Source organism: Bradyrhizobium sp. 27S5, from assembly GCF_037217225.1.
Lineage (GTDB): Bacteria > Pseudomonadota > Alphaproteobacteria > Rhizobiales > Xanthobacteraceae > Bradyrhizobium > Bradyrhizobium septentrionale.
The window spans coordinates 1,501,523-1,523,178 of sequence record NZ_CP147714.1 but is presented as its reverse complement, the minus strand read 5'-3'; the positions used below and the strand labels follow the sequence as shown (position 1 = coordinate 1,523,178).

Here is a 21,656-nt window from a genome sequence, read left to right as displayed (position 1 = left end):
TCACGCTGTAATGAGTATCAGACGAGAAATACGTCACAGCATCCGGATAGAGCTCACGTGTTACCTTCCGTCCCTCCGTTGGTGATGTAGCCCCGAAATTCCCGCGGTGCTCGAAACAGCTCGGCGAAGAATTCGATAACTTGCCGTTCCAGGGTATGCGAGTTGACGCGATAGGTTCCTGGTTCGAACGGGGCTCCAAGGTTGTTGCCTGTGAACTTCAAGAAGCGCCATAAGGGTTCATAGTCGATCCCCTCGCGAACGGGTATCTCAGAAAGCATTCATTTGCCTCCTGCTCGAGGAGAACAGTTCGTCCACTTTTTTGATTTACTGGGATTGCAACATGACGAGCGCGTCTTGCAGGGGCCGAACTCGGCGGCCCTGCGATCTATTCGGATCCTGATTCATGGGTAGAACAAAGCTCCTGCCCGGCCCGGCCCGCGCGTACGGTCCATCAAGACTGACGGCGCACCATCGGGAAAATGGGCGGCGAACTGCCGACCTGAACCTCACCCCGATCTTCCATCCCAGCCGCTCATATAGACGTGCCGGCCCGAGACTGGTGGCCTCGTTGAATGCCAAGCCTTTCGCCTCGTCCAGGATTGCAAGGCCGTATTGGAAAAGACGGCCGCCCCGGCCCGATCCTTGATGCATGGGATCGATGCCCAGCATGGTGAAATACCAGTGTGGCTCCTCGGGGTGATACTTGCCGAACTCCTCGAATAGCCTTTCGGTTTCCGTTCGTCGGTCCTCTGGAACACTGCCGAGCAAATATTCCATCATGCGCTTGTCATTACGGTGCGCTTTGTCGGTTAACCACAACAACGCACCTTTCTGGCCGTCTTCGAGATACGCGCCACTTCCATCGAAGTAGGGATCGCCGGCGTAGTATTCCAGGAAGCCGGCGAAATGGCGTAAGTAGCGCTCCGGTTCTGGATATAGCCATCTTAGCAGCAGGCAGGTCGTAAAGGCTGTCGTCAGAACGGCAATGACCTTCGGACGGTCGGCAGGGCCGACGATCTTGATAGACCCGTTCTCTTTTGACGCGGACTGCATGATTGCTCCTTCCAAATCCGTCCAAGCGGCTTCGATGCCAAAGCCCAACAGCGCAGAGCCGCGGAGAAGCCGCGGATCACGAGGGTTGGCACTCGAGTGCACTGCCAATCGTGAGCCTGCATGCATCGGACTCCTCTGACCAGCCTGACTTGCCGCGACCCAAGCCTGCATGATTTAGGCCAAGGCGTGACGATCGATGCTGGTGCTTTGACGAGATGCAATGTCACTTTCACGACAGCTTGACGGGCTGAGTACGCCAGCGCGTTTGCTTCCGGACGAACATACGCGCAAGTGTACGATTTAGCAGAACTGCAGGCAGGATCAATCAGCTCATCTTTGGCCTGCCTCTTGCTATAAAGGCGCTGTTCGCAATGTGCCTATCTCCAACCCGTTCAAATGCTCAGGAGGCCCGCATGAATTTCCGTCCGCTTCACGATCGCGTCGTGGTCAAACGCATCGACGCAGAAGAGAAGACCGCTGGCGGTATCATCATTCCCGACACAGCCAAGGAAAAGCCCTCGCAAGGCGAAGTTATCGCCGTTGGCCCGGGTGGCCGTGACGAGACCGGCAAGCTGATCCCGATCGACGTGCAGGTCGGCGACCGCGTGCTGTTCGGCAAGTGGTCGGGCACCGAGGTCAAGATCGACAGCCAAGAGCTATTGATCATGAAGGAAAGCGATGTCATGGGCGTTCTTACCGACGTGTTCTCAAGAAAGAAGGCCGCCTAGTTCGTCGTTCACACTGCTTATCCCCGAAGAGTGCCGGCCGGGCGCCCCGAAGGTCGAAATACAACTGAAGGAATCATTATGTCAGCCAAAGAGGTCAAATTCGGCGTAGAAGCGCGCGATCGCATGCTTCGGGGTATCGATATCCTCGCGAACGCCGTTCAAGTCACGCTCGGTCCGAAGGGCCGCAACGTGGTGCTCGACAAATCGTTCGGCGCTCCGCGCATCACCAAGGATGGGGTCGCGGTCGTCAAGGAGGTGGAGCTGGAGGACAAGTTCGAGAATATGGGCGCCCAGATGGTGCGCGAAGTCGCCGCCAAAGCCGCTGACGCGGCCGGAGATGGCACCACGACCGCGACCGTGCTTGCGGCTGCCATCGTGCGTGAAGGCGCCAAGTCGGTTGCGGCCGGCATGAACCCGATGGACCTGAAGCGCGGTATCGACCTCGCGGTCGAAGCCGTCGTTGCGGACCTCCAGAAGAACTCGAAGAAGGTCACCTCGAACGAGGAGATCGCCCAGGTCGGCACCATTTCGGCCAACGGCGATGCCGAGATCGGCAAGTTCCTCGCCGACGCCATGAAGAAGGTCGGCAACGAGGGCGTGATCACGGTCGAGGAAGCCAAGTCGCTCGAGACCGAACTCGACGTCGTCGAGGGCATGCAGTTCGACCGCGGCTACATCTCGCCCTACTTCGTCACCAACGCCGACAAGATGCGCGTTGAGATGGACGACGCCTACATCCTCATCAACGAGAAGAAGCTCTCCTCGCTGAACGAGCTGCTGCCGCTGCTCGAGGCCGTGGTGCAGACCGGCAAGCCGCTGGTGATCGTCGCTGAAGACGTCGAAGGCGAAGCGCTCGCCACCCTCGTCGTCAACCGCCTGCGTGGCGGCCTGAAGGTCGCGGCCGTCAAGGCTCCGGGCTTCGGCGATCGTCGCAAGGCCATGCTGCAGGACATCGCGATCCTGACCGGCGGCCAGGCCATCTCGGAAGACCTCGGCATCAAGCTCGAGAATGTCACGCTGCAGATGCTCGGCCGCGCCAAGAAGGTGATGATCGAGAAGGAGAACACCACGATCGTCAACGGCGCCGGCAAGAAGGCCGACATCGACGCCCGGATTGCCCAGATCAAAGCGCAGATCGAGGAGACCACCTCGGACTATGACCGTGAGAAGCTGCAGGAGCGTCTGGCCAAGCTTGCGGGCGGCGTAGCGGTAATCCGCGTCGGCGGCGCGACCGAAGTCGAAGTGAAGGAGCGCAAGGATCGCGTTGATGACGCGATGCACGCCACGCGCGCGGCCGTCGAGGAAGGTATTTTGCCTGGCGGGGGCGTCGCCCTGCTCCGAGCGTCCGGGCAACTCAAGGGCCTGAGCACCAAGAACGACGACCAGAAGACCGGCGTCGAGATCGTGCGCAAGGCGCTGTCCTGGCCTGCCCGCCAGATCGCGATCAATGCTGGCGAAGACGGCTCGGTCGTGGTCGGCAAAGTGCTTGAGAAGGATCAATATTCTTTCGGCTTCGATGCGCAGACCGGCGAATACAGCAATCTTGTCTCCAAGGGCATCATCGACCCGACCAAGGTCGTGCGCATCGCAGTTCAGAACGCCGCCTCGGTTGCTGCACTCCTGATTACCACGGAAGCGATGGTCGCCGAGCTGCCGAAGAAGGCTGCGGCCGGGCCCGCAATGCCCCCGGGCGGGGGCATGGGCGGCATGGACTTCTGATCCAGCCTCTCTCGGCAGCCATGACTGGCAGAACCCTGGCAGCAATGCCGGGGTTCTTGCGCCTTCGGTCGGGCTTGCAATGATCCTCAGCCCTTGCGAGCTTCGAACTGGATCGGCAGCTTGCGCCGAGATACTCAAGATCAATTGGGGACGCTTTTGAGTCGCTGCGCGATCCGACGCGGGTCGTGCACAGCCTTGTCGATATGTTCCGCGCGCGCATGTTCGCGATCTGCTGCGGCTACGAGGACGCCGACGACCTCGATCATCTGCGGTCCGATCCCGCATTCAAGCTGGCCTGCGGACGGCTGCCGGACACGGGTCGCGATCTGTGTTCCCAACCGACGCTGTCGCGGCTGGAGAATGCTCCGCGCCTTCGACGCATGGATGGATAGCTACCCGCGCGAGCCGGCATCCGTCACGCTCGACATCGATGATACCTGCGATGTCGTCCACGGCCATCAGCAGCTCTCGCTGTTCAACGCTCATTATGACGAACGCTGCTTCCTGCCGATCCACGTCTACGACACGGAGAAGAGCCGGCCCGTGGCGGTCGTGCTGCGGCCCGGCAAGACGCCGGGCGGCGTCGAGGTGCGTGCCCATCTGCGCCGCCTGATACGGCATATCCGGACGCGGTGGCACAACACGCGAATTACGTTCCGTGGCGACGGGCGCTATGCCCGGCCGGAGGCAATGGCGTGGTGCGAGACCAACGGCATCGACTACATCTTCGGTCTGTCCGGCACCAAGCCGCTCGCCAGAAAAGTCGACGAGGCCGCCGACGGCATCCGCACGCGACGCGCCATCGAGAACCTGCCGGTTCTGCGTGGCTATACCGAGACGCGCCACAAGGCAAAGTCCTGGGATCGCGAACGACGTACCGTCGCCCGTACTGAGGCGACGATGCTCGGCCTCGACATCCGTTTCGTCGTCACCAGCCTCGATGTCGGCTCGGCCGAGTGGATCTACGACAGCCTGTATTGCGCGCGCGGCCAAGCCGAGAATCTGATCAAGCTGCATAAGACGCAGCTCGCCTCCGATCGCACCAGCTGCCGTTCGGCGCTCGCCAATCAAGTCCGCCTCGTTCTCCACACCGCCGCTTATTGGCTGATGCTGACCGTGCGCGACGCGATTCCCAAAGCCCGGGAATTGGCCACAGCCGAGTTCGCGACGCTGCGTCTTCGTCTCTTGAAACTCGCTGCCCGTGTCGTCGAGACCACGAGCCGCATTCGCCTTGCGTTTGCCGCGGCATGTCCCGAAGCCGACCTGATCCGCGGCTTGCCAGGCGCGCTGCTGCCGCTCGGTCCTTGACCGGCGGGGCGTCCACCCCCCGTTCGCCCAACCCATCCCTCAAGCGCGTTGCAAAGTACCGGTCGTCAGGCGGTGAAAGGCCGAAGGCAATCCCGCGCGCCTCGTCAGAGCAGATGTGCGGCCACATCAATCGGACTAAAAGAAACGCACTCTCACGAATAGGACGGGCTAGCAGGCTGTTGAAAAAGGTGCTCGCCGCCGACCAGCGACCGTGATTCATTGGCTCCGACGAGATTCGGAGATGGTGCGTGCGCGGCGGCGACAGAGGCGCTGTCGACGCTGGAGCGCGAGTTTGCCGCGCTCTCTTCGCCGATTTGGCGGCCGTCGATCCAGCCGGAGAAGTTGCTGCGGGCGATGCTGTTGCAAGCGTTTATTCGATCCGCTCGGAGCGGCTTTTGATCGAACGGCTGGAATACGACCTGCTGTTCCGCTGGTTCGTCGGAATTGGCGTCGACGACGGAGCCTGGGACCATTCGGTGTTCTCGAAAAACCGCGACCGGTTGCCGGAAGGCGACATCGCGGCCAAGTTCCTCGCGGCGGTGCTGGCGCAGCCCAAGGTGAAGAAGCTGCTGTCGAGCGATCACTTCTCGGTCGATGGCACGCTGATCAGCGGAGGTAAAGGCCCATCCGACGCGTTCATGGCCAGGGAAGCGGGTCTTCTCTTGCCCGGCGACCGTCTTGATCCAGCCGAATGCCTCCTCGATCCGCTTGCGGATGCGCTGGCTGGCGGCATAGCCCCCGTGCCGGGTCGTTCGCCCGTCGATCGCAGAGCTGCGGCCGCTGGTGTTCTGCGCAACATGCGGCGTCACGTTCATCGAGCGCAGCTCGTTGACGAAGTCTTCTGCGTCGTAGGCTTTGTCGGCGCCAAGCGTGATCGCTGTCGGCCGGTCGGCACGCGGTTCGATCAGGTGCAGCGCGGCCACCCGTTCGGCATGCCCGTCGGCCCGCGTCAGGCAGGCGTCGACCAGCAGGCCGTGGCGGTTCTCCATCAGCCCATGCCCGATGAAGCACAGCTTCGTTTCGTTGCCCTTTCCCTTGCGGTAAAGCCTGGCATCCCGATCGGTGGTCGAAGCATGGGTGCCGTTCGAGCGCTTCTGGCCATGGAAGTCCGCTTCGGCGTTGCGCCCGCCGCCTTGCGCCGGCGGCGCGCCAGAGCCATCCTTCGGCTTCACGCTCTTCATCGAGGCCCAGGCCTCGATCAGCGCCGCCGCCTACAATCTGGTGCGGCTGCCCAAGCTGATCGCGGAGGCCGCTGATGGCCAAGGTGCCCGGCTTCGCCAAGGCCTTTGCTGGCCGTTGGCGCATCGTCGAAATGGACAACTGGGACGGCGACTTCCTCGGTACGCCTACGACGAAGGCCGCCTGATCGCCGTGTGCGCGCGCGGGCACGGCGAGCTATATGTGATGGCGTTGGGTGAAGGTCAGGCGGCTTGCTGATCGTCGGATTTGCCGGCTTGTGGCGCAGAAGCTTCCATTCCCAGGGCAGCAGTTCGTGCAATGCGCCCCCGGAAGACGAACAAATGACCGCTGAGCGGATCCTTGCGCAGCACCTCTTGCTCCTGGAGTGCCAACGACGGAAAGCCCCGGCGCATATCCATGTGGCCTGTCGCGAGCCACACTCGCGCGCCTGTCGGAACCGGGATCATCGGTGGGCCAAAGCATCGAGAACGCGACGTAGCGCGTCTCCATCAACGTCGCCATCGACCCGGATGCGATGCCCGCTATCAAGATCGATCTCGATGATGCCATCGCTCTTGCGTCGCCGCGCCGTCGTCGTCAACGGCACTTCGGCCAGCTCCCGCGGTGACGCAGGCGGCCCAATCTCGACTGGAACAAACGGAGCCATGCTCGCTTCGCCGTGCTTGCAGAGCTCCTTCCGTCCTCGAAATCGTCATAGCGCTTCTCCTAGGATTACCCCTAGGACCTGCAGCGATCCCGTTCGTCAAACAAAGGCGGCCTTCAATGGAGGATACCTTCCTCGACCTCGTCGAACAGGCGCATCTCACCTTCACGGGCAAGTCCGACGGTGAAATTGCCTTCGGTGCGCTGAAGGGCTTCCTCGATGTCCGCTACGGCGCGCGAGACGGTTCGGCCTGTGCGGAGTTCTCATGGGAAGGGCACGACGAGAATGACCCCGCCTGCGGTCGCAGATGGGCTATGATCGGCACTGCGGGCAGGCCCGTCGGTCACTTCTACATACACAAAGGCGACGATTTAGCCTTCGTTTGCGAACGCGGCTGAGTTCTTCAACAGCCTGCTAGGTCTTCAGGACGCCCCACGAGGTGATACAGCTCTTTAAGACGCGCGGCTTCTGGTGGGAGATTGGTTGTGAAGACCATATTCGCGGATCCAAGCGGAGAATGTCATCGGCGCTATCGGCTGTCCAGCCTACCGCACGGGGCGCCGCTGTGAGCGAGGACCGTTCCATTGAGCTCGTCCCGAACCACGATTGCCTTGAGCCTGATTTAGGCCGACCGGCGATTGGACGATTCTCAGTCCACGCGTATCGACTCGCGAACGGCGCCAACGTCATGGTTTCCGGCTCCATCTGGCCACTTCCACTGTAGCGCACAGCAATGACGAGCTCACGGACATCTGCCCGAAGAGATGCTCTGCCGATCTCGTCCGGCAAGCTGCCCGTTACTCAATGCATCCACAGATCCCTCCAGCTACCTCTTGTCATCGGCTAACTAGTAGAGCTCTCGATGATCCGGCGGTTCGCGCCGCTGCGTTTTGAACAGAAATAAACCAGTGAACGACGCTCCCCAGCGTGCACAGGCTTCACCTCATGCCGGTTCCTGCATGTAGTAACAAGTACGCTTCCAAATGGTGGTCGAAACACGTATTGTTCGTACGCACTAGGATATATCACAAACTCACCCCCCTCAAATTCTCTAGTGAGTTGAACAATCACGGCGTACTCGAAATCAGGGTCGCTCTCAGCATCCAAATGGATGCCAACAAAGGATCCGGTCGGCATACGATGTATTTGGCAGCGGCGAATCACATAATCAGACCATCCTCCTAAGATCTTTTTCAACGTGAGGCGACGGTGTTTCCTTTCGAGTAACTCGATGATTTGAGCTGGAGCTGTACCATGCGCATTGCTAGGAGGGCGGCCGGGCAGATCTACCCTGACGCGTTTCACAAAGACACTGTGTGAATCGCCGGCATCCCCTTCCCGCACCTCCTCTTCGGGAATCTCGGTCTGCAGCTGATCGACCCTTGCCAAGTCATCATCGGTGAACAAGGTCTGGGGGGCGATCAAGACCGTCCCCTTAACCAACAGCTCTATGCGGTATTTTGTGAGAGCCTCTTCTGCAAGCAGACGGGATTTATCATTTACTGCGCGTGCCATTCGCGTTTACTCCAAGTTCGGACTTAAGGATCCTTCGCTATCGCCTTGCATCGAGTGGATGGCCTGCTCCCAACGCTCGCCATCAAAATCCTTTATTCATACGCTTTCGATCGTTCGTTTATCCAAGCATACAATATTTACGCTGAATCCTGAAGGACTGGATCGAGGCCTGTAGAATGGCTTTACGCCGCAGATCCGGCAAAACGTGTGCCGAGCGACGTTCTTATTAAACTGGTACGAAGTGAGAAATTCTTCGCCGCACTCAATGCCCACTTTGTCGCCAGGCACGAGCAAATGTAAAAATTTCGACATTTGGCAAATTGAGCAGTTGCATCCCACTGCGGAAAGCACTCGCGGCGCTCGAACGCAGAATTTCACAGAACCACAATGACAGCGGCCATGGTGGCGGATCTCGGCACCATCGCCTTCGAGGGAAAACCCTGCGAGCAGATCCCGGCACCACTCGAAGCTGTGCCGCCAAACTCATCGAAAAAACGGCTACTGCTGTCAGCCGGGACAATTTCGCCAACGAGGCGGCTTGTCATCTCCTCGTGATATTTTTCCGCTGGATCCTCGCCGCCGACATGGACCCGAAAGTACTCAAGATCGTCTGCCTCCACATCAAAGGTCTCGACCACAGTGGCCGATAGCGACTGGATCATCTCCGCAGCATGCAGTTCGAATGCGACCATGTAGGCGCAACGCACCACGGGGTCTTTCGATGACAGCCCGGCATACAGAGAATGCAGATATCGCTTTGTTGTGGGGCTATAGTTTGGTTTTACTGCCCCACCGAGTAGTCGCGATGCATCTTTTCTAAATAGGTTCGAGTGGAACTGTTCGGTGGCCAGAATATCGGGTAACGCCGCGTTGCCGGCCCGGAGAACTCGGCTATGACCACCCGTCTCATCCCAACAGATGAAATTTGCGACCACGCTGGTCAGTTCAACATGCCTCGGAAGGTCGCGATTGGTATGCATCGCAGCGAATACAAGGTCCTTTTGGGACCCTGCCCGCAGATATGGGAATGCCTGTGACATCGCCAAGTATTCAGGAATCAGGCTGACAATCTGGTCCTTTGACATCGCCGCAGCGAACGGATGGGGGCCGAACACGCCCGCGCTTTCTGTGTCAAATACTCATGGACCGAGATCTGAGGAGGCTGATCCAGTGCAAATTCAGATGCGCGAGAAGACGTCATTTGATCTCTAGCTATTAAGGTGACGCAACTGATCAACGATTTCGTTGGGAAGGCGGTCTATGATGGCGTTGACCATGCATGTGAAACTCCCCTGGGCCGGCACCTTCACGGCAACAGACTGCGGCATGACGAGCTCGGTCCTATTGATGATCGCATCGATGGAAACATGTCCATTTGATGATGGCGGCGACGATGCGCCCGGCAGACTCGACGCGTCACTCGAAGGCAGTAACGCAGTTGAGATCAAGCATTGCGGGCTAACGCCGCGAGTTCGGCTTCTAGCTTCGGTTGATGCTTGAAGATGGCGTCGATCAGCGCTTGCGCTGGTTGCTCGGCCGCTTCAACCAGTGCCGCCTTCTCAGCGCGGGCGGACGGAGCGAACACCCGCTTGACGACAGTCGGCGAGCCCCTAAGACCGCATTTTGAGACGTCCTCGACGCCGACATCCTGGGCGCTCCATTTCACGATCGGGGCGCGCGCAGCGCGCAAGGCATCCGCCATGGCGCCACGACGAATCTGGTTGGTCGCCTCCAGCATGGTGATCAGGCACGGCAGCCTGGTGTGCAGAACCTGGACCCCACCTTCGGAGCGCCGCTCTGCCTCAATTGTGCGTGCGGCGAGATCAAGCGACCTGACCTTGGCGACGTAGGTTAGCTGAAGCACGCCTAGCCGCTTTGCGATGCCGGGCCCGACCTGCGCAGTATCGCCGTCGATGGTTTGCTTGCCGGTAAAGATAAGATCTGGCCGGCCATATTCCTTGTCGATCTTTCGAATGGCTGTTGCCAGTGCGTACGTTGTGGCCAGGGTATCGGAGCCCGCAAAGCAACGATCGGTTAGCAGTATCGCGCGATCGGCGCCAAAGGTCAGTGCTTTTCGGAGCGAGTCTTCCGCCGACGGCGGCCCCATTGTAAGCACGGTTATTTTGCCGCCGAACCGATCGCGCAGCTCCAGTGCGGCCTCGAGCGCGAAAAGGTCATATGGGTTGATGATCGTCGGCACGCCCTGGCGCATGATCGTATTGGTGACCGGGTGCACGCGGATCTGTGCAGAATCGGGAACTTGTTTAATGCAGACGACATTGTGCACAGTTCAGCTCCATAAATTGCCAAGCTGCGAAGAAGAACAGCAAGTGTTGTACCAGCGCGCATGATTTCGGAATCAGCTCAACAATACAAAAGCTTAGGCGAGCCAGGCGATATCGCCCGACGCTCCCGACGAAGCAATGTCGACACTCGTCGCGACTGCGACAGGGCTGTTCGAGCGACGTGATCGGCAATTGAGCCGGCCCGCGAGAGTTCCTCCTCAACGAGGTGGGTTTTGCTCCAGACGATCAAGATGCGGATCCAATTCGTCCGAGCCGGCGTTGGCTTGATATCTCGGTTGAACTATGGATCAACCAAGCCGCTCGCCACGACGACCGAACGTATCGACGCTCGGTGGTGTTCTGCACGTCGAGCGCAAGCCGACCTCTATCCCGGTCGAGCGAGCTCATGCTCCTCACAGCTCTCGAGTCCGGTCCGGGTCTCTATCCATCATGAAAACCTGCGGTGGATAGGACCGTCCTCAGAGGAGGGGTAGACCAGCCCCCCCCCCGAAACCATCGACGATTAACCTGCCACGGCTATTTGCCTCAATGTTATGATCGCAGCTCCCGCTCCTGTGTCCTTCTCAAAATCGCTTGATCTCGATTCCGTATTTCCTCAACGCGTAGCCGATCTGGCGCGGAGTAAGTCCGAGCAAGCGCGCTGCCTTTGCTTGAACCCAACCGGATTTTTCCATGGCGGCAATGACCCGTTCGCGATCGGCAATCTTCGCGCCGCTCACGAGGACTGTGCCGGGAGGCCCCAGTGAGGCCAACTCGCTGCCAACAGGCGGCAGCGGCGCGTCCGCCTTAGTCACGGGTGTGACAGGACTCGCCGGCATTGGCATGGTTGGTGCAGGCTGGACTGTCATCTCATCCGATGTACTTTTCCAGAGCATCGCGGAAAGGCACTGGCCATGGCAACATGCAAAGTCATTTCTCATGATCGAGGGCCCGGCGGCCAGGGTCGCTGTTCGCTGGATGCAATTTTCGAGTTCGCGGACATTTCCTGGAAATCCGCAGTTCATCAGCACATCGATCGCACTCGCCTCAAAGCTCAGCGTACGGCAGTTCTCGCTGTTGAAATTTTTCAGAAACTCGCTGGCAAGCAACGGAATATCACTTCGCCTTTCGCGCAGCGCTGGCAGCATCAAGGGAACTACGCTGATGCGATAATATAGGTCTGCGCGGAACTCGCTCCTCGCCACAGCCTCTTCAAGATTCCTATTGGTCGCAGCTATGACACGAACATCCACCTTGATGGTCTGGTTACTGCCGACGCGCTCGAACTCCTGCTCTTGCAGAACGCGCAGCAACTTCGCCTGGAACGGGGCCGAAATTTCACCGATCTCGTCAAGAAACAGCGTGCCCTTGTCGGCAAGCTCGAAGCGCCCTTTGCGCGCGCTGAACGCGCCGGTAAAGGCACCCTTCTCGTGACCGAACAATTCGGACTCCAGAACTGTCTCAGGGAGCGCCGCGCAATTCAGCTTGATGAAGGGCCGCTTGGCACGCAACGACAACTCGTGAATGGCCTTGGCTACGAGTTCCTTCCCAGTACCGGATTCACCGCGAAGCAAAACGGTGCTGTTCGATTTAGCGACGACCGCGATCTTCTCGAGCAGCCCGCGCAGCGCCGGGCTGTCGCCGATGATCCCGTGGATCGGCACCTTCTTGCGCTCCCTTGCGGGCTGTCTAAGCTCTGACAGTTGCTTATGCAGCCGGTCTTTCTCCACCATCAGTCGTTCGCGGTCACAGGCGAACAGGCGATGCAGCTTAACTGTCTGCCCGACCAGGTTGGCGATCATGCCGAGCAGCCGCGCGTCGTAGTCAAGTAGTTGGCTCGACCTGTCGTCCCGAATACGATCAACCGTCAGCGTACCCACGACTTTCGGATCAATACGAATTGGAACCCCGATGAATGACACCAGCATACTGTCTGTGGCGCCGAGCACCTGCAGGTCCGCAGCGCTGAACGCCGGCTCGACTGCCACATTCTCGGCGATCAGGGGTGTGTCCGTCGCGACGATCTGATCGATCGCCTTCCGCGGCAAGTGCATCCGGTAGCGCTCGTCACTACCCTCGCTCCAGCCGGCCCCCACGGCGATGTCCGGCATCCCTTCATCGTCGAAGAGTGAAACGATGCCGTGTCGCATCTGCACAAACGATTGCAGAAGATCGACCACTTTGGCCAATGTCACTTCGAGCCGGCAAGGTGCAGTGAGCACCCTTGATATTTCGAAGATGCCGGTCAGGGCGCTCTCGCACAGCGGTTCGACCGAGACCTCGCGCTCCGTCTCTGACTGTGAGTTAGGTCTTTCGCGTGTGGATGCGATATGCAGCATAACGAGGTCTCCGTTGTTCTGATCGGCCTCCCCTGGCACCTTGTTCGGGTTTGCGAGCGTTTCTTTGCATGTCATGCTCGATCTAGCGCCAAGTGTTGACGAGATGACATAGAAGGGTCACACCTTTTCACGGCACGAGGGTAACTCACAGGGCCTCGATCTCGGCTTTTGCGGAATGGGTGCGTAACGTCGGCGTGAACGCAAGTTCCACGACTTCGGTTCAAGTCAGCTACCTTGCTGGGCCTCGCCGTTTCAAAGATGTTGCCCACCATTGATCGGCACCTCGGCGCCGGTGACATAACTTGCAGCATCCGAACATAGGAAGAAGATGACCTTGGCCACTTCATCGGGTGTTCCCACTCTGCGCAACGGAATGCTTGGCACGAGACGCGCTTCCGTGTCGAGCGACAACATACTCGTCTGTATTTCGCCGGGTGCGATCGCATTCACGCGAATGCCATGCGGCGCATAATCGTGGGCCATTTCTCGTGTCAGACTTGCAAGCGCAGCTTTCGACGTCGCATACGCACTGCCGGCAAATGGGTGCACACGCGAGCCCGCGATGGACGTCACGTTGACGATCGATCCTGACGCAGCTCTCAGCTCCTCAAACAACCCTTGCGCCAGCATTATCGGAGCCACCAGATTGAGATGGAACACCCTCATCCAGGTTTCGGGTGAGGTCGTCAACGACGTCAGCCGGCCACCATTGGACGATTTCGGCGAGACGCCGGCATTGTTCACCAGCGCGTGCAACGGTGCGCCCGCCAACCGTTTCTTGACCTCGGTGATCACGCGCGGCAGCATTCGATGATTGCCAAGATCGACTTGGACATGATCCTCGTTCCCTGACTCCCACGGGCACCGCTCGCGATCGAACGGTTGGCGCGCGCAAGAAATGATCCGCCAGCCCGCCTGCGAAAACAGCTTGGCAGTGGCGTGACCGATCCCGCGTGAGGCGCCGGTCAGCAACATCGCCTTCTTTTCTCCCCGGTGGACGCCGGCGTGGCAGGCATGCACGGGACAACCCGACTGTGTTGCAGACAACAGACCTCCGACCATATCGTCATTTGGCAGATCGAGACCCACGCCAGCCTCCCATCCTGTAGCACCGTTGGCGGACACGTAGCAGGATTTGGGCCATCGCTATGCACGCAAACGCGCCCCGCTTTTGCGTCCTAATGTCGCGCTCGCGTAACAGCTGGAGGCTTGGCGACAAGGCGCGTATGCATTGCGACAGCGACGGCTTATCACCTACAAAATGCCGCGCGCACTCGCCCGCGCTACGCGATCAGGGCGTAAAGCACGCCCCGCCTTGCTGGCTCGTAGCCTGACCAGCGAGTGGATGGACAGCGTCTCTCGTCCGAGCAACTATCGGTCAGGATCGCTTTTGCAATGTACAGCCGCATCAACTTGTACAGAACATGAGGTAACCGGCTTCATACGTTAGGTTCGCCCGTCACTAGAGCGTGTCACATCTTGACTGAAGCATAACCGGCGTTTGCGAAGTAGTTTGCGCATTCGCGAGGCTGGATGTCCTGAACGAGGTGACCGATGTGGCGCCAAGTGTCTTCGACGGTGCGCCTCTGAGCCTGCCGCATCCAGTGTTTGATCTTGGAGAAGGCCTATTCGATCGGGTTGAGGTCGGGCGAGTATCGCGGCAGGCACCAGAGCCTGGCGCGAGCAGCCTGGATCATCTGCCTGACAGCTTTCGACTTGTGACTTCCGAGGTTGTCGAGAATGACGATGTCGCCTTCGCGCAGGGTTGGCAGGGGAAGGTGCTTCACATAAGCGCGGGAGATGAAGGACCCCCGGCCGGACTCTGGATCTGTCCCAGAAAAAATGAGGCGAGGATCAGCCGTGAGAGCCTGGGCGACGACGTTGGCGGACGACATCGCCAAGGCTCAAACCACGCAACAGATTGCTCCTTGAACGGCGTGAGCCGTCGCGTCGGTTGTCATCCTGCTCGGCGCGATAGAGCCCTCGCCTGTCCCTCTGACTTGATCCGGTCGCGCCCAGAATAGGTAGGAGCCCGATCCAATGCTGATGTTGTACCGTCAAATGTCGCTAGCCTTTCGGGCTGGACTCCGTGCAGCATCAAGATCTGACGATGTCTAAAAAGACTGCCAACTTGCGAGCGGTTGATCTGGTTGCATCGGGTGGCCGCTCGATCAGATCGGTGGCCAAGGAACTTGGTCCCGGGAGGCCAACAGTGGACGGCTGAAAGAAAATTGAAGGTTAGAGCTGGCTCCGCAAAACGCCACAGCAAGATCGTAAAGCCCCGCCTTCAGCATAACCCGGCAGGAATCCACTTAATTTTCGCGAGGCGCTGTCCAAACAACCGGGACCAGCTCTGTTGCCGTCGAATTCGATTCTGCAACGATTAGGGCCAGATAAATGTACCAAGTGCCAGTTGATGAATTACGCGCAACGTCCGCGGCGGCTGTCGGAGCAACTCTCAAGGACGCAGCTTACATCCTCGAGGAAACGCAACATCGCCCTCTGTCCCCTAGGGAAGTTGGCGAGTTCATTGGGACGATCAACACGCCTGATTTTGAGAAGATTAAGGCGATGGTCCTTGACTGTTCCTCCAAAATTAGAGTGCGGAAATATGGTCGCTCCGTTGTCACGATGTCCCCCGTGGAGGTTACTAACCGATGTGCGTCTAACTGTGATTTTTGCGGATGGCGCGCCGACAACACGCAGATGGGGCGCGTAACTATCGATGAAGAACTCGCCGATATTCAAACTCAATATTTGCTTGAGAAAGGTATTCAGGATATCGAACTGGTCGGCGGCGATGACATTCGATTTGTCCGCGCTCTTCCAGTTCTCCTAAGGAGGCTGAAATCTCGTCTTCCAACTGGTGCTAGTCACCTGTTGTTTAGCACGATGGCACTCACGGAGCGGCAGTATCAGACGCTAGCTGCCTGCGGCGCTGATGGAGTGATAATGTGGCAAGAGACATATGATGAGAGTGTGTATAATCATCATATCTCGAGTGGGCCCAAAGCTTGCGGAATCGACGAAGAGTTCCGCATTGTGAAGAATGGTAATGGCTTCTTGTTCAGGCTACAGAGTCAGGATCGAGCAGCCCAAGCAGGCCTAAATCTTTCGGTGGGATCAATGCTTGGGCTAAACAAAGACGTTGCCTTTGACGTGTTGGCGACCATCCACCACGCGAGGTATCTTTGCACGACGTATGCCCCCGTGAGCCCCTTGATTATAGGCATGCCAACATGGAACGAAATAACGACCCCTGAGACAGACAGACGCCCCGAGCAAATCTTAGATATAGAGAAATGTTTTTCGTTCTTCGCTGCACTTTATCTCCTGGCCTTATCGGATCTAAATATATGGGTGTTCCCTACATGTCGCGTTTCGATGACGGCTCATATTGAGGCGGTAAGAGTTGCAGGCGCTTATACGTCCACGGAAGTAAAAACAGGCCCAGGGGGCTATTTGGTTGACGCGTTGCGGAATGCAGACCCCAGAGTACGCCAAACTATAATAGAAAAGCTTCATCGAGAGTTTGGCGAAGAACGCATTAGCGCAAACGCGCTTCTGAAGCGTCTTGATGGAATTGAGCAGTTCAAACATTATCACTATCCCCACGAAACGTTTGCGCGTGCGCTTGCCGTTGCGGGGATCAAGATTGCAAATCGCGATGGTGCGGGCACGCTCTCTGCGATTTGAGCGGTTTGAGGCGATTCTGCGTAAGCACGAAGTTTGCCGGATAGGTCGATCGAGGGTTCCTTAAGCGCGGCCGGAATACTTTGAAAACACCTGGAGCTTTTTCCGATCACGTTGCGTCGTAGCCAGCTGCGACGAGATAATTTTGACATTCCTCGGGTGAGAAGCGTTTGAGAGCGTTGGCGATTGCTTGCCAGAGATCGGGCATGGTGCGCGCTGCGGCGGCCCGCAACAGCGCTTTCAGTTTGGAGAAGGACCGTCCAGAACAAGCGGCGCGATCAGACCGTCGGAGCGCAATCCAGCGGTGAATGTCGTCGTCTTCCAATGTCCGTGTGGGATAGCTGCACGACATAGCTCGCCGCGTGGCGAGCGCCCGTAACGCCGCGCCATTTTGGTGTTGGCGCTGGGGTGAGTAGGCCGGGGGATTTTCACCCCCGGCCTCTCGCAGAACGGTGCGTGAACCTCTCGGTTCACACCGCTCCCGTCAGGTGAACGTGGTCGTTCCGAAGAACTGCCAGTGTACGAGCAGCTCCGCGTTATTCCGAGCCAGCTTTCGCAAGAACAGCGAAGCACCGGTTTTGTGGGTACGGAAGCGCTTGTACTTTCGCATGATCCACGCCTTCAGCTTCTGATTGACGTAGTCGACCAGAGAGAACAGCGCTGAACGGCTGAACTGACCATAATAACCTATCCCCCCCGGAGGAGCGGATTGATCTGTTGGGCAAGCTCAGCCAGCGTCCCCGGCGTTTGCCGGGGAATGTGCAAACTTCGGATGGTTGCTCGCATGGCCTTCCAGCCGGCCCGGATCAAGTCCGGCCTGCCAGGCTTGCCAACGCTGGCGCCTACGAGAGACGTCGGCGCGCGCTTGTTCGAGGGCGAACAGTGTTTTTTTGAACCGCAGTCCTTCCCGGCGCAGGAACAGCCAGACCGCGTTGTGTGAGACCTTGCCCCCCGAGCTGCCAGTTCCGCCTTCAGACCATGCAGCGTCAGGTGCGGCGTCTGAGTGATCCGCTCGACAATGAAGGCACGATGCGGATCAAGCACGGGCTTGCGGTGACCGCCCATCTTGCCAGGCGCAACCGAGCCGGTCGCCCGCTGCCGCTGTGACCACTTCACAACCGACGAGACCGCAACACCAAACCGTTCCGCCACAGATCGGCAGCTCTCGCCCGCTAAAACCGACGCCACCACACGCTCGCGAAGATCCAGGGAAAGAGGTCGGGTCATGCGATGCTGGCCTCCAATCCAGTCAGCATCTTGAATCATAAACCGCCCAAAACCGGAATCCCCTCCGATTCAGTTAAGCAATGAAATGCTTTAGGCGCCCGCCGCCACGTGCGGGCGACGCCGGCATCAACCGGCGGGCAGATGCACCGCTGGCAACAAGCGCGCCTGACGCAACGCCGCCAGATCAGCCGAGCCGGTGCAGAAGCAGGCGACGGCCAACTGGCGGATGACGATCTCGAAATGCGCGACAACCGCCTCAGTGGAAACCGTAGCCGCGCGCAGCACGCCGGCCGCCTGCCCGGCGGTGTCCGCGCAGGCGGATGGCCTTGGCCACGTCGACGCCGCCGCGGATCCCGCCCGCGATCAGCTTCACCGTTGGCCCGACGTACCGCCTGCACGCTGGCCGGGGTCGGAATCCCCCAATCGGCGAACGCCATCGCCACCGTCGGCGGCATCGCGGGCGCGCTGGGCCCTCCACCACGGCCCAACTGGTGCCGCCGGCGCCGGCGACATCGATCACCGCCACGCCCGCCTCGACGAGCGCTCAGGCCACCGAGGCGGAGAGGCCCGACCCCACTTCCTTGGCCACGATCGGCACGCCCACGCTGCGCGAGCGATCTGCGCCAGGACGCCGCGCCAGTCGCGGTCGCCCTCCGGCTGTACGGCTTCCTGCAGCGGATTGAGATGGACGATGAGTCCATCGGCATCCACCGCCCGGCGCGCCAGGTCCAGGCTGTCGGCCTCGCGCAGTTGCGCGGCGCCGTTATTGGCCAGCAAGGGGGACGTCTGGGGCCAGGCGGCGCAGCGCGCGCGTTAACCCCTGGGAGTTGCGGGATTGCAGGCTCACGCGCTGCGAACCGACGCACATGGCGATCCCCAAGGCTTGCGCTGTCTCGCCCAGATGCCGGTTGATGGCCTCGACGCGTGGCATGCCGCCGGTCATGGAGCTGATCAGCAGCGGCGCGCGCATGGTCTTGCCCAGAAGCGAGGCGCGCAGGTCGATCTGCGTCAGGTCCAACCCGCGCAATGCGCAGGTTCGAAACGGATGTACTCCCAGCCGGCGGCGACCGTGGCCGGCGCCGTTCGCCGATCCAGCACGATGTCCAGATGGTCGTCCTTGCGCTGGCTCAGGGCGGCGTCGCTCATGCTCGCTCCATCCGTCGCATCGGGCGACGGCGTTGCGTCGGAGCGGACCGACGGCAGCGCGCGCACGCCGCCGCCCTCCCGCGCGTTCAGGCCGGCGCACGCTGGCCTCCCCCCGCAGCGTCGCTGCGGTAGCGGCTGGTCGAGGTCTGGTAGTACTGCGCGCGGATGGCCGCCATGGTCTCGATCAACGGTCCCCACGGCGCGGGAAAGCGTTCTTCCGCCATCACCCGATGCAGCATGCGCGTATGGCCGGTCAGCTCGTCGTTGAGGAACTCCACCACAGGCATAGCCGGATAGCGCTGCAGCAGCAGGATTACCGCGTTGTCGGCCTCGCCGGCCGACCTGTCCTTGTCGCGTCCATGCAGATCGTTCTGCAGGCGCCCTATCGCGGAGATGAGCCGCAGGACCTGGCGAAACGCCGGACGCGCACGCAAGGTCGCCATGTCCAGCCCCCACAGCAACGACAGGCAACAGAATACGTTCGTGTAGGCGATTGAATTGATGCCGTTGTGCAGGTACTCGGCGTAGGACCAGCGTTCCGCCCCTGCCGCCTGCGCGTGTCCGGCGCGCAGCGCCGCGCAGTAGCACCGGGTATCGTCGAGAAGCTGAGCATAGTCGCGGCGATCGTAGGCGAGCGCGGCCAGCGAAGCGCGCAGCACAGCGCAGCCCTCGAATCCGGGGAGCGCGCAGGGCTCGCCCTGCCCCAGCGCCTGCTCCACCGCGGCGAGCTGTTCCGGCGCGATCAGGCCAAGGTCGTTGCAATCGTCGAGCCAGAACAGCAGCGCCAGTTCGCGATAGAACGCCACGATCAGCGTTTCGTCCTGCGGATCGCGGCCGATGCGGGCGCTGGTGTCGCGCAGGCTCGTGTGGATGCGCTGCAGGATGTACTGGCCGCCCCTGACCGCTTCCACGGCATGCTCGTCGGCGAACCCGGTCAGGGAATGCCCCCACTCCAGCACCTGCTGCAGCGCGCGTTCGGTCTGGATCATGGCGCCGCTCCTGCTCCCTCGGCCAGGACGCGCCGCCCCCAACGGAGCGCCAGCCACAATCCGGCGAGTTCGGCCACGCGCACGACCCGGGTGGGGCAATACAGTTCCTTGCCGATCCACAGCGGCGTCTGCGGCAATGCATGCGCATGGCGGGCGAGCATCCACTCCAGCGCATGCGCCACCGCCTGCGCGATGCGCCTGCGCCCTGTCGGCTCTTCGCTCCCGTCCATCACGTACAACGCGAACAGCGCATAGGCGGTTTCCTCGAATGTAGACGCGCGACCGGCGCCCCAGCCACCGTCGTCGCGCTGCGCCTGCAGCAGCGCCGCCAGCGCGCGGTCGTCGCGCCACTGGGGCTTGCCTTGCGCCAGCGCAGCGACCGCATGCGCGGTGGGATACAGCCACGAAACGTGCCATTTTTCGTTGTCCCATAAACCGTGCGCGTTGCGATTGGCCTCGACGTAGGCGCTGGTGCCGGTGGCGGGCTTTCCCAACAGTCGCAACGCATGCAGGGCGTGGATGTTGGTCGACACCGAGGCATTGCGCTCGCCGGGGAAGGTGACGAACAGCTCGCCGATTTCGAAATGGCGCAACGCATCGACCGCCGGGTCGCGGCCTGCAAGGCGCAGGACGCACAACGCAACGGCGGTGTCGTCCGCATCTGCCGCGAAGTGCAAGGCCGGGCCTAGACCGCGCACGCCCAGGCGAGCGTCGAGCTGCGCGACGATCACGCGCACCGCCTCGGCGAGCGCGGGATGCGCGAACAGTCCAGCCAGATGCAGGGTGTACAGCGACCAGCATAGCTCGAACACATTGATCGGCCAGACGTTGGGAACGACACCTTCGATGCCGCTGCGCGTCGCCCGCGATGCCGCCTGCAGATACGCGTCGGCACGCCCGACCTGCGGCGTGCTCCCCTGTGTCACGGCGTGCGCACGCCACGCGGCGGTGGCCGCCGGACTGATGCCGATGCTGCCGTCATCATCCGGGCATGCGGTGGTCGGCGACGTCCCCCAGGCTTCCCAGGAGTGCAGCAACGGATGGCCGCTCGGGAACGTCGCCACCGCCCTCAGCTTGACCAGGCACGCTTGCCGCAACGGCAAGAGCGCCGGGTGGCGCGGAAACGCCACGCCGCCCAGCAAGGATGCGGCCTCGCCGCACAACTGCGGGAGGATCAACTCCGCGCCGATCGGCGCGTCTTCCGGCACCGCATGCGCGTAGGGATCGGGCTGGCGCTCGAGGAACCGGATTGCAGCCTGGACTGCGTCGGCAGCGCCGGGAAGAGGATCGGCACACTGCAATGCCAGCAACGCCGCCCACGTGGGCGCATGGCGGAACAGCGGGAAGTCCGCGCTTCCCCATCCGCCATCGGCCTGTTGCTGTGCGATAAGCCACGCGTATGCGTCCTGCCGACCAGCGGCGTTGCCGTGGAACTGCAGAGCTCGCGCCGTGTCGTAAACGGACGGACCGACGCTGCCGCCGTCGCTCATCTCGCTCAGCAGGTGGCGCAATTCGGAAAGGATCTGTTCGGACAGCGAGTTCACGCGGGATGTTCCTTCTGCAGACGGTTGACGAGAACCAGGATCGGGCAGACGCCGCGCACGTCACCGCAGGCCCGGCGCATGGGCAGCGCCGGACGGCCGCCCTGCTCCGGCGCGGCGACGCGCCCCGATGTCGGTCCGCCGCATAGGCTTGCGCGCAGCGCGCCACGGCCGTGCTGGGCAACCGCTGCGATCGGCGCCGCGGACTCGGACACAGTGCAGCATGCAGCCGCCGGCCGATCGCAGCGGCACAGGCGCGACTCCATGCGG

General features: G+C 60.7%; 18 protein-coding genes and 7 pseudogenes. 6 read left to right on the top strand and 19 right to left on the bottom strand.

Annotated elements, in window-relative coordinates; all coding sequences use genetic code 11:
* Nucleotides 1-53: 53 nt before the first annotated feature.
* Both WDM24_RS07285 and WDM24_RS07280 read right to left on the bottom strand, forming a co-directional pair.
* Nucleotides 54-278, bottom strand: a complete 225-nt coding sequence (locus WDM24_RS07285; RefSeq protein ID WP_338696269.1) for a hypothetical protein — start codon at nt 276-278, stop codon at nt 54-56.
* A 46-nt stretch (nt 279-324) separates the two neighbouring features.
* On the bottom strand, nt 325-1,053 hold the full coding sequence (locus WDM24_RS07280) for a GNAT family N-acetyltransferase (protein WP_338823150.1): 729 nt from the start codon (nt 1,051-1,053) through the stop codon (nt 325-327).
* 413 nt (nt 1,054-1,466) lie between these two features.
* Here WDM24_RS07280 and WDM24_RS07275 point away from each other — a divergent pair, with 413 nt between their 5' ends.
* From WDM24_RS07275 to WDM24_RS07260, 4 genes and pseudogenes are all read left to right on the top strand, one after another.
* Nucleotides 1,467-1,781: a co-chaperone GroES gene (locus tag WDM24_RS07275; protein WP_166072319.1), complete on the top strand. Its 315-nt coding sequence runs from the start codon at nt 1,467-1,469 to the stop codon at nt 1,779-1,781.
* 78 nt (nt 1,782-1,859) lie between these two features.
* Nucleotides 1,860-3,500 (top strand): chaperonin GroEL, encoded by a 1,641-nt coding sequence (gene groL / locus WDM24_RS07270; RefSeq protein ID WP_207835117.1) that lies wholly within the window; start codon nt 1,860-1,862, stop codon nt 3,498-3,500.
* 161 nt (nt 3,501-3,661) lie between these two features.
* Nucleotides 3,662-4,808 (top strand): annotated as a pseudogene (locus WDM24_RS07265) (IS1380 family transposase); the annotation flags it as partial.
* Nucleotides 4,809-5,072: 264 nt separating this feature from the next.
* A pseudogene (locus tag WDM24_RS07260) lies at nt 5,073-5,416 on the top strand (transposase); the annotation flags it as partial.
* Between the two features lie 6 nt (nt 5,417-5,422).
* Here the strand turns inward: WDM24_RS07260 and WDM24_RS07255 are convergent.
* From WDM24_RS07255 to WDM24_RS07245, 3 genes and pseudogenes are all read right to left on the bottom strand, one after another.
* A pseudogene (locus tag WDM24_RS07255) lies at nt 5,423-6,010 on the bottom strand (transposase); the annotation flags it as partial.
* Nucleotides 6,011-6,229: 219 nt separating this feature from the next.
* Complete coding sequence (tnpB, locus tag WDM24_RS07250) at nt 6,230-6,406, bottom strand: IS66 family insertion sequence element accessory protein TnpB (RefSeq protein WP_210284304.1); 177 nt, start codon at nt 6,404-6,406, stop codon at nt 6,230-6,232.
* A gap of 44 nt (nt 6,407-6,450) precedes the next feature.
* Nucleotides 6,451-6,654, bottom strand: coding sequence for a hypothetical protein (locus WDM24_RS07245; RefSeq protein ID WP_338696256.1), 204 nt, complete (start codon nt 6,652-6,654; stop codon nt 6,451-6,453).
* A 116-nt stretch (nt 6,655-6,770) separates the two neighbouring features.
* On the opposite strand from WDM24_RS07245, the gene WDM24_RS07240 reads away from it, so the two are divergent.
* Nucleotides 6,771-7,049, top strand: a complete 279-nt coding sequence (locus WDM24_RS07240) for a hypothetical protein (RefSeq protein ID WP_176533533.1) — start codon at nt 6,771-6,773, stop codon at nt 7,047-7,049.
* A gap of 445 nt (nt 7,050-7,494) precedes the next feature.
* Here WDM24_RS07240 and WDM24_RS07235 read toward each other — a convergent pair whose 3' ends face one another.
* From WDM24_RS07235 to WDM24_RS07205, 7 genes and pseudogenes are all read right to left on the bottom strand, one after another.
* Entirely contained in the window at nt 7,495-8,166 is a 672-nt protein-coding gene (locus WDM24_RS07235) for a 2OG-Fe(II) oxygenase (RefSeq protein WP_166072787.1), read from the bottom strand.
* Nucleotides 8,167-8,262: 96 nt separating this feature from the next.
* Entirely contained in the window at nt 8,263-8,478 is a 216-nt protein-coding gene (locus WDM24_RS07230; protein ID WP_234600203.1) for a GFA family protein, read from the bottom strand.
* 62 nt (nt 8,479-8,540) lie between these two features.
* Entirely contained in the window at nt 8,541-9,281 is a 741-nt protein-coding gene (locus WDM24_RS07225; RefSeq protein ID WP_338696250.1) for a hypothetical protein, read from the bottom strand.
* Nucleotides 9,282-9,610: 329 nt separating this feature from the next.
* A complete protein-coding gene (locus tag WDM24_RS07220) occupies nt 9,611-10,453 on the bottom strand; it encodes an electron transfer flavoprotein subunit beta/FixA family protein (protein WP_176533534.1) in 843 nt (280 codons plus the stop codon).
* 582 nt (nt 10,454-11,035) lie between these two features.
* Nucleotides 11,036-12,790 (bottom strand): nif-specific transcriptional activator NifA, encoded by a 1,755-nt coding sequence (gene nifA / locus WDM24_RS07215; RefSeq protein WP_338696246.1) that lies wholly within the window; start codon nt 12,788-12,790, stop codon nt 11,036-11,038.
* A 252-nt stretch (nt 12,791-13,042) separates the two neighbouring features.
* Nucleotides 13,043-13,879, bottom strand: a complete 837-nt coding sequence (locus WDM24_RS07210; RefSeq protein WP_338823147.1) for an SDR family oxidoreductase — start codon at nt 13,877-13,879, stop codon at nt 13,043-13,045.
* A 383-nt stretch (nt 13,880-14,262) separates the two neighbouring features.
* Nucleotides 14,263-14,583, bottom strand: a pseudogene (locus WDM24_RS07205) (transposase); the annotation flags it as partial.
* A 604-nt stretch (nt 14,584-15,187) separates the two neighbouring features.
* Here WDM24_RS07205 and WDM24_RS07200 point away from each other — a divergent pair.
* Nucleotides 15,188-16,486, top strand: a complete 1,299-nt coding sequence (locus WDM24_RS07200; protein ID WP_338830730.1) for a hypothetical protein — start codon at nt 15,188-15,190, stop codon at nt 16,484-16,486.
* Nucleotides 16,487-16,592: 106 nt separating this feature from the next.
* Here the strand turns inward: WDM24_RS07200 and WDM24_RS07195 are convergent.
* From WDM24_RS07195 to WDM24_RS07165, 7 genes and pseudogenes are all read right to left on the bottom strand, one after another.
* Nucleotides 16,593-16,888 (bottom strand): annotated as a pseudogene (locus WDM24_RS07195) (IS630 family transposase); the annotation flags it as partial.
* Nucleotides 16,889-16,967: 79 nt separating this feature from the next.
* A complete protein-coding gene (locus tag WDM24_RS07190; protein WP_338832348.1) occupies nt 16,968-17,132 on the bottom strand; it encodes a hypothetical protein in 165 nt (54 codons plus the stop codon).
* Nucleotides 17,133-17,276: 144 nt separating this feature from the next.
* Nucleotides 17,277-17,710: pseudogene (locus WDM24_RS07185) on the bottom strand (IS630 family transposase); the annotation flags it as partial.
* Nucleotides 17,711-17,836: 126 nt separating this feature from the next.
* Nucleotides 17,837-18,856: pseudogene (gene fni / locus WDM24_RS07180) on the bottom strand (type 2 isopentenyl-diphosphate Delta-isomerase).
* A gap of 86 nt (nt 18,857-18,942) precedes the next feature.
* On the bottom strand, nt 18,943-19,845 hold the full coding sequence (locus WDM24_RS07175) for a terpene synthase family protein (RefSeq protein ID WP_166104093.1): 903 nt from the start codon (nt 19,843-19,845) through the stop codon (nt 18,943-18,945).
* Nucleotides 19,842-21,389: a hypothetical protein gene (locus WDM24_RS07170; protein WP_338830729.1), complete on the bottom strand. Its 1,548-nt coding sequence runs from the start codon at nt 21,387-21,389 to the stop codon at nt 19,842-19,844. Before WDM24_RS07170 ends, WDM24_RS07175 begins: the two co-directional genes overlap by 4 nt.
* Nucleotides 21,386-21,601, bottom strand: a complete 216-nt coding sequence (locus WDM24_RS07165) for a hypothetical protein (RefSeq protein ID WP_176533540.1) — start codon at nt 21,599-21,601, stop codon at nt 21,386-21,388. The genes WDM24_RS07170 and WDM24_RS07165 overlap by 4 nt, the downstream gene beginning before the upstream one ends.
* Between the last annotated feature and the right edge of the window lie 55 nt (nt 21,602-21,656).

Excerpts from the sequence above, each read along its gene's own strand:
- WDM24_RS07285 (WP_338696269.1), bottom strand. The coding sequence starts at position 278 with ATGCTTTCTGAGATACCCGTTCGCGAGGGGATCGACTATGAACCCTTA.
- WDM24_RS07280 (WP_338823150.1), bottom strand. The coding sequence starts at position 1,053 with ATGCAGTCCGCGTCAAAAGAGAACGGGTCTATCAAGATCGTCGGCCCT.
- WDM24_RS07275 (WP_166072319.1), top strand. The coding sequence starts at position 1,467 with ATGAATTTCCGTCCGCTTCACGATCGCGTCGTGGTCAAACGCATCGAC.
- groL (WP_207835117.1), top strand. The coding sequence starts at position 1,860 with ATGTCAGCCAAAGAGGTCAAATTCGGCGTAGAAGCGCGCGATCGCATG.
- tnpB (WP_210284304.1), bottom strand. The coding sequence starts at position 6,406 with ATGGATATGCGCCGGGGCTTTCCGTCGTTGGCACTCCAGGAGCAAGAG.
- WDM24_RS07245 (WP_338696256.1), bottom strand. The coding sequence starts at position 6,654 with ATGGCTCCGTTTGTTCCAGTCGAGATTGGGCCGCCTGCGTCACCGCGG.
- WDM24_RS07240 (WP_176533533.1), top strand. The coding sequence starts at position 6,771 with ATGGAGGATACCTTCCTCGACCTCGTCGAACAGGCGCATCTCACCTTC.
- WDM24_RS07235 (WP_166072787.1), bottom strand. The coding sequence starts at position 8,166 with ATGGCACGCGCAGTAAATGATAAATCCCGTCTGCTTGCAGAAGAGGCT.
- WDM24_RS07230 (WP_234600203.1), bottom strand. The coding sequence starts at position 8,478 with ATGTCGAAATTTTTACATTTGCTCGTGCCTGGCGACAAAGTGGGCATT.
- nifA (WP_338696246.1), bottom strand. The coding sequence starts at position 12,790 with ATGCTGCATATCGCATCCACACGCGAAAGACCTAACTCACAGTCAGAG.
- WDM24_RS07200 (WP_338830730.1), top strand. The coding sequence starts at position 15,188 with ATGTACCAAGTGCCAGTTGATGAATTACGCGCAACGTCCGCGGCGGCT.
- WDM24_RS07175 (WP_166104093.1), bottom strand. The coding sequence starts at position 19,845 with ATGATCCAGACCGAACGCGCGCTGCAGCAGGTGCTGGAGTGGGGGCAT.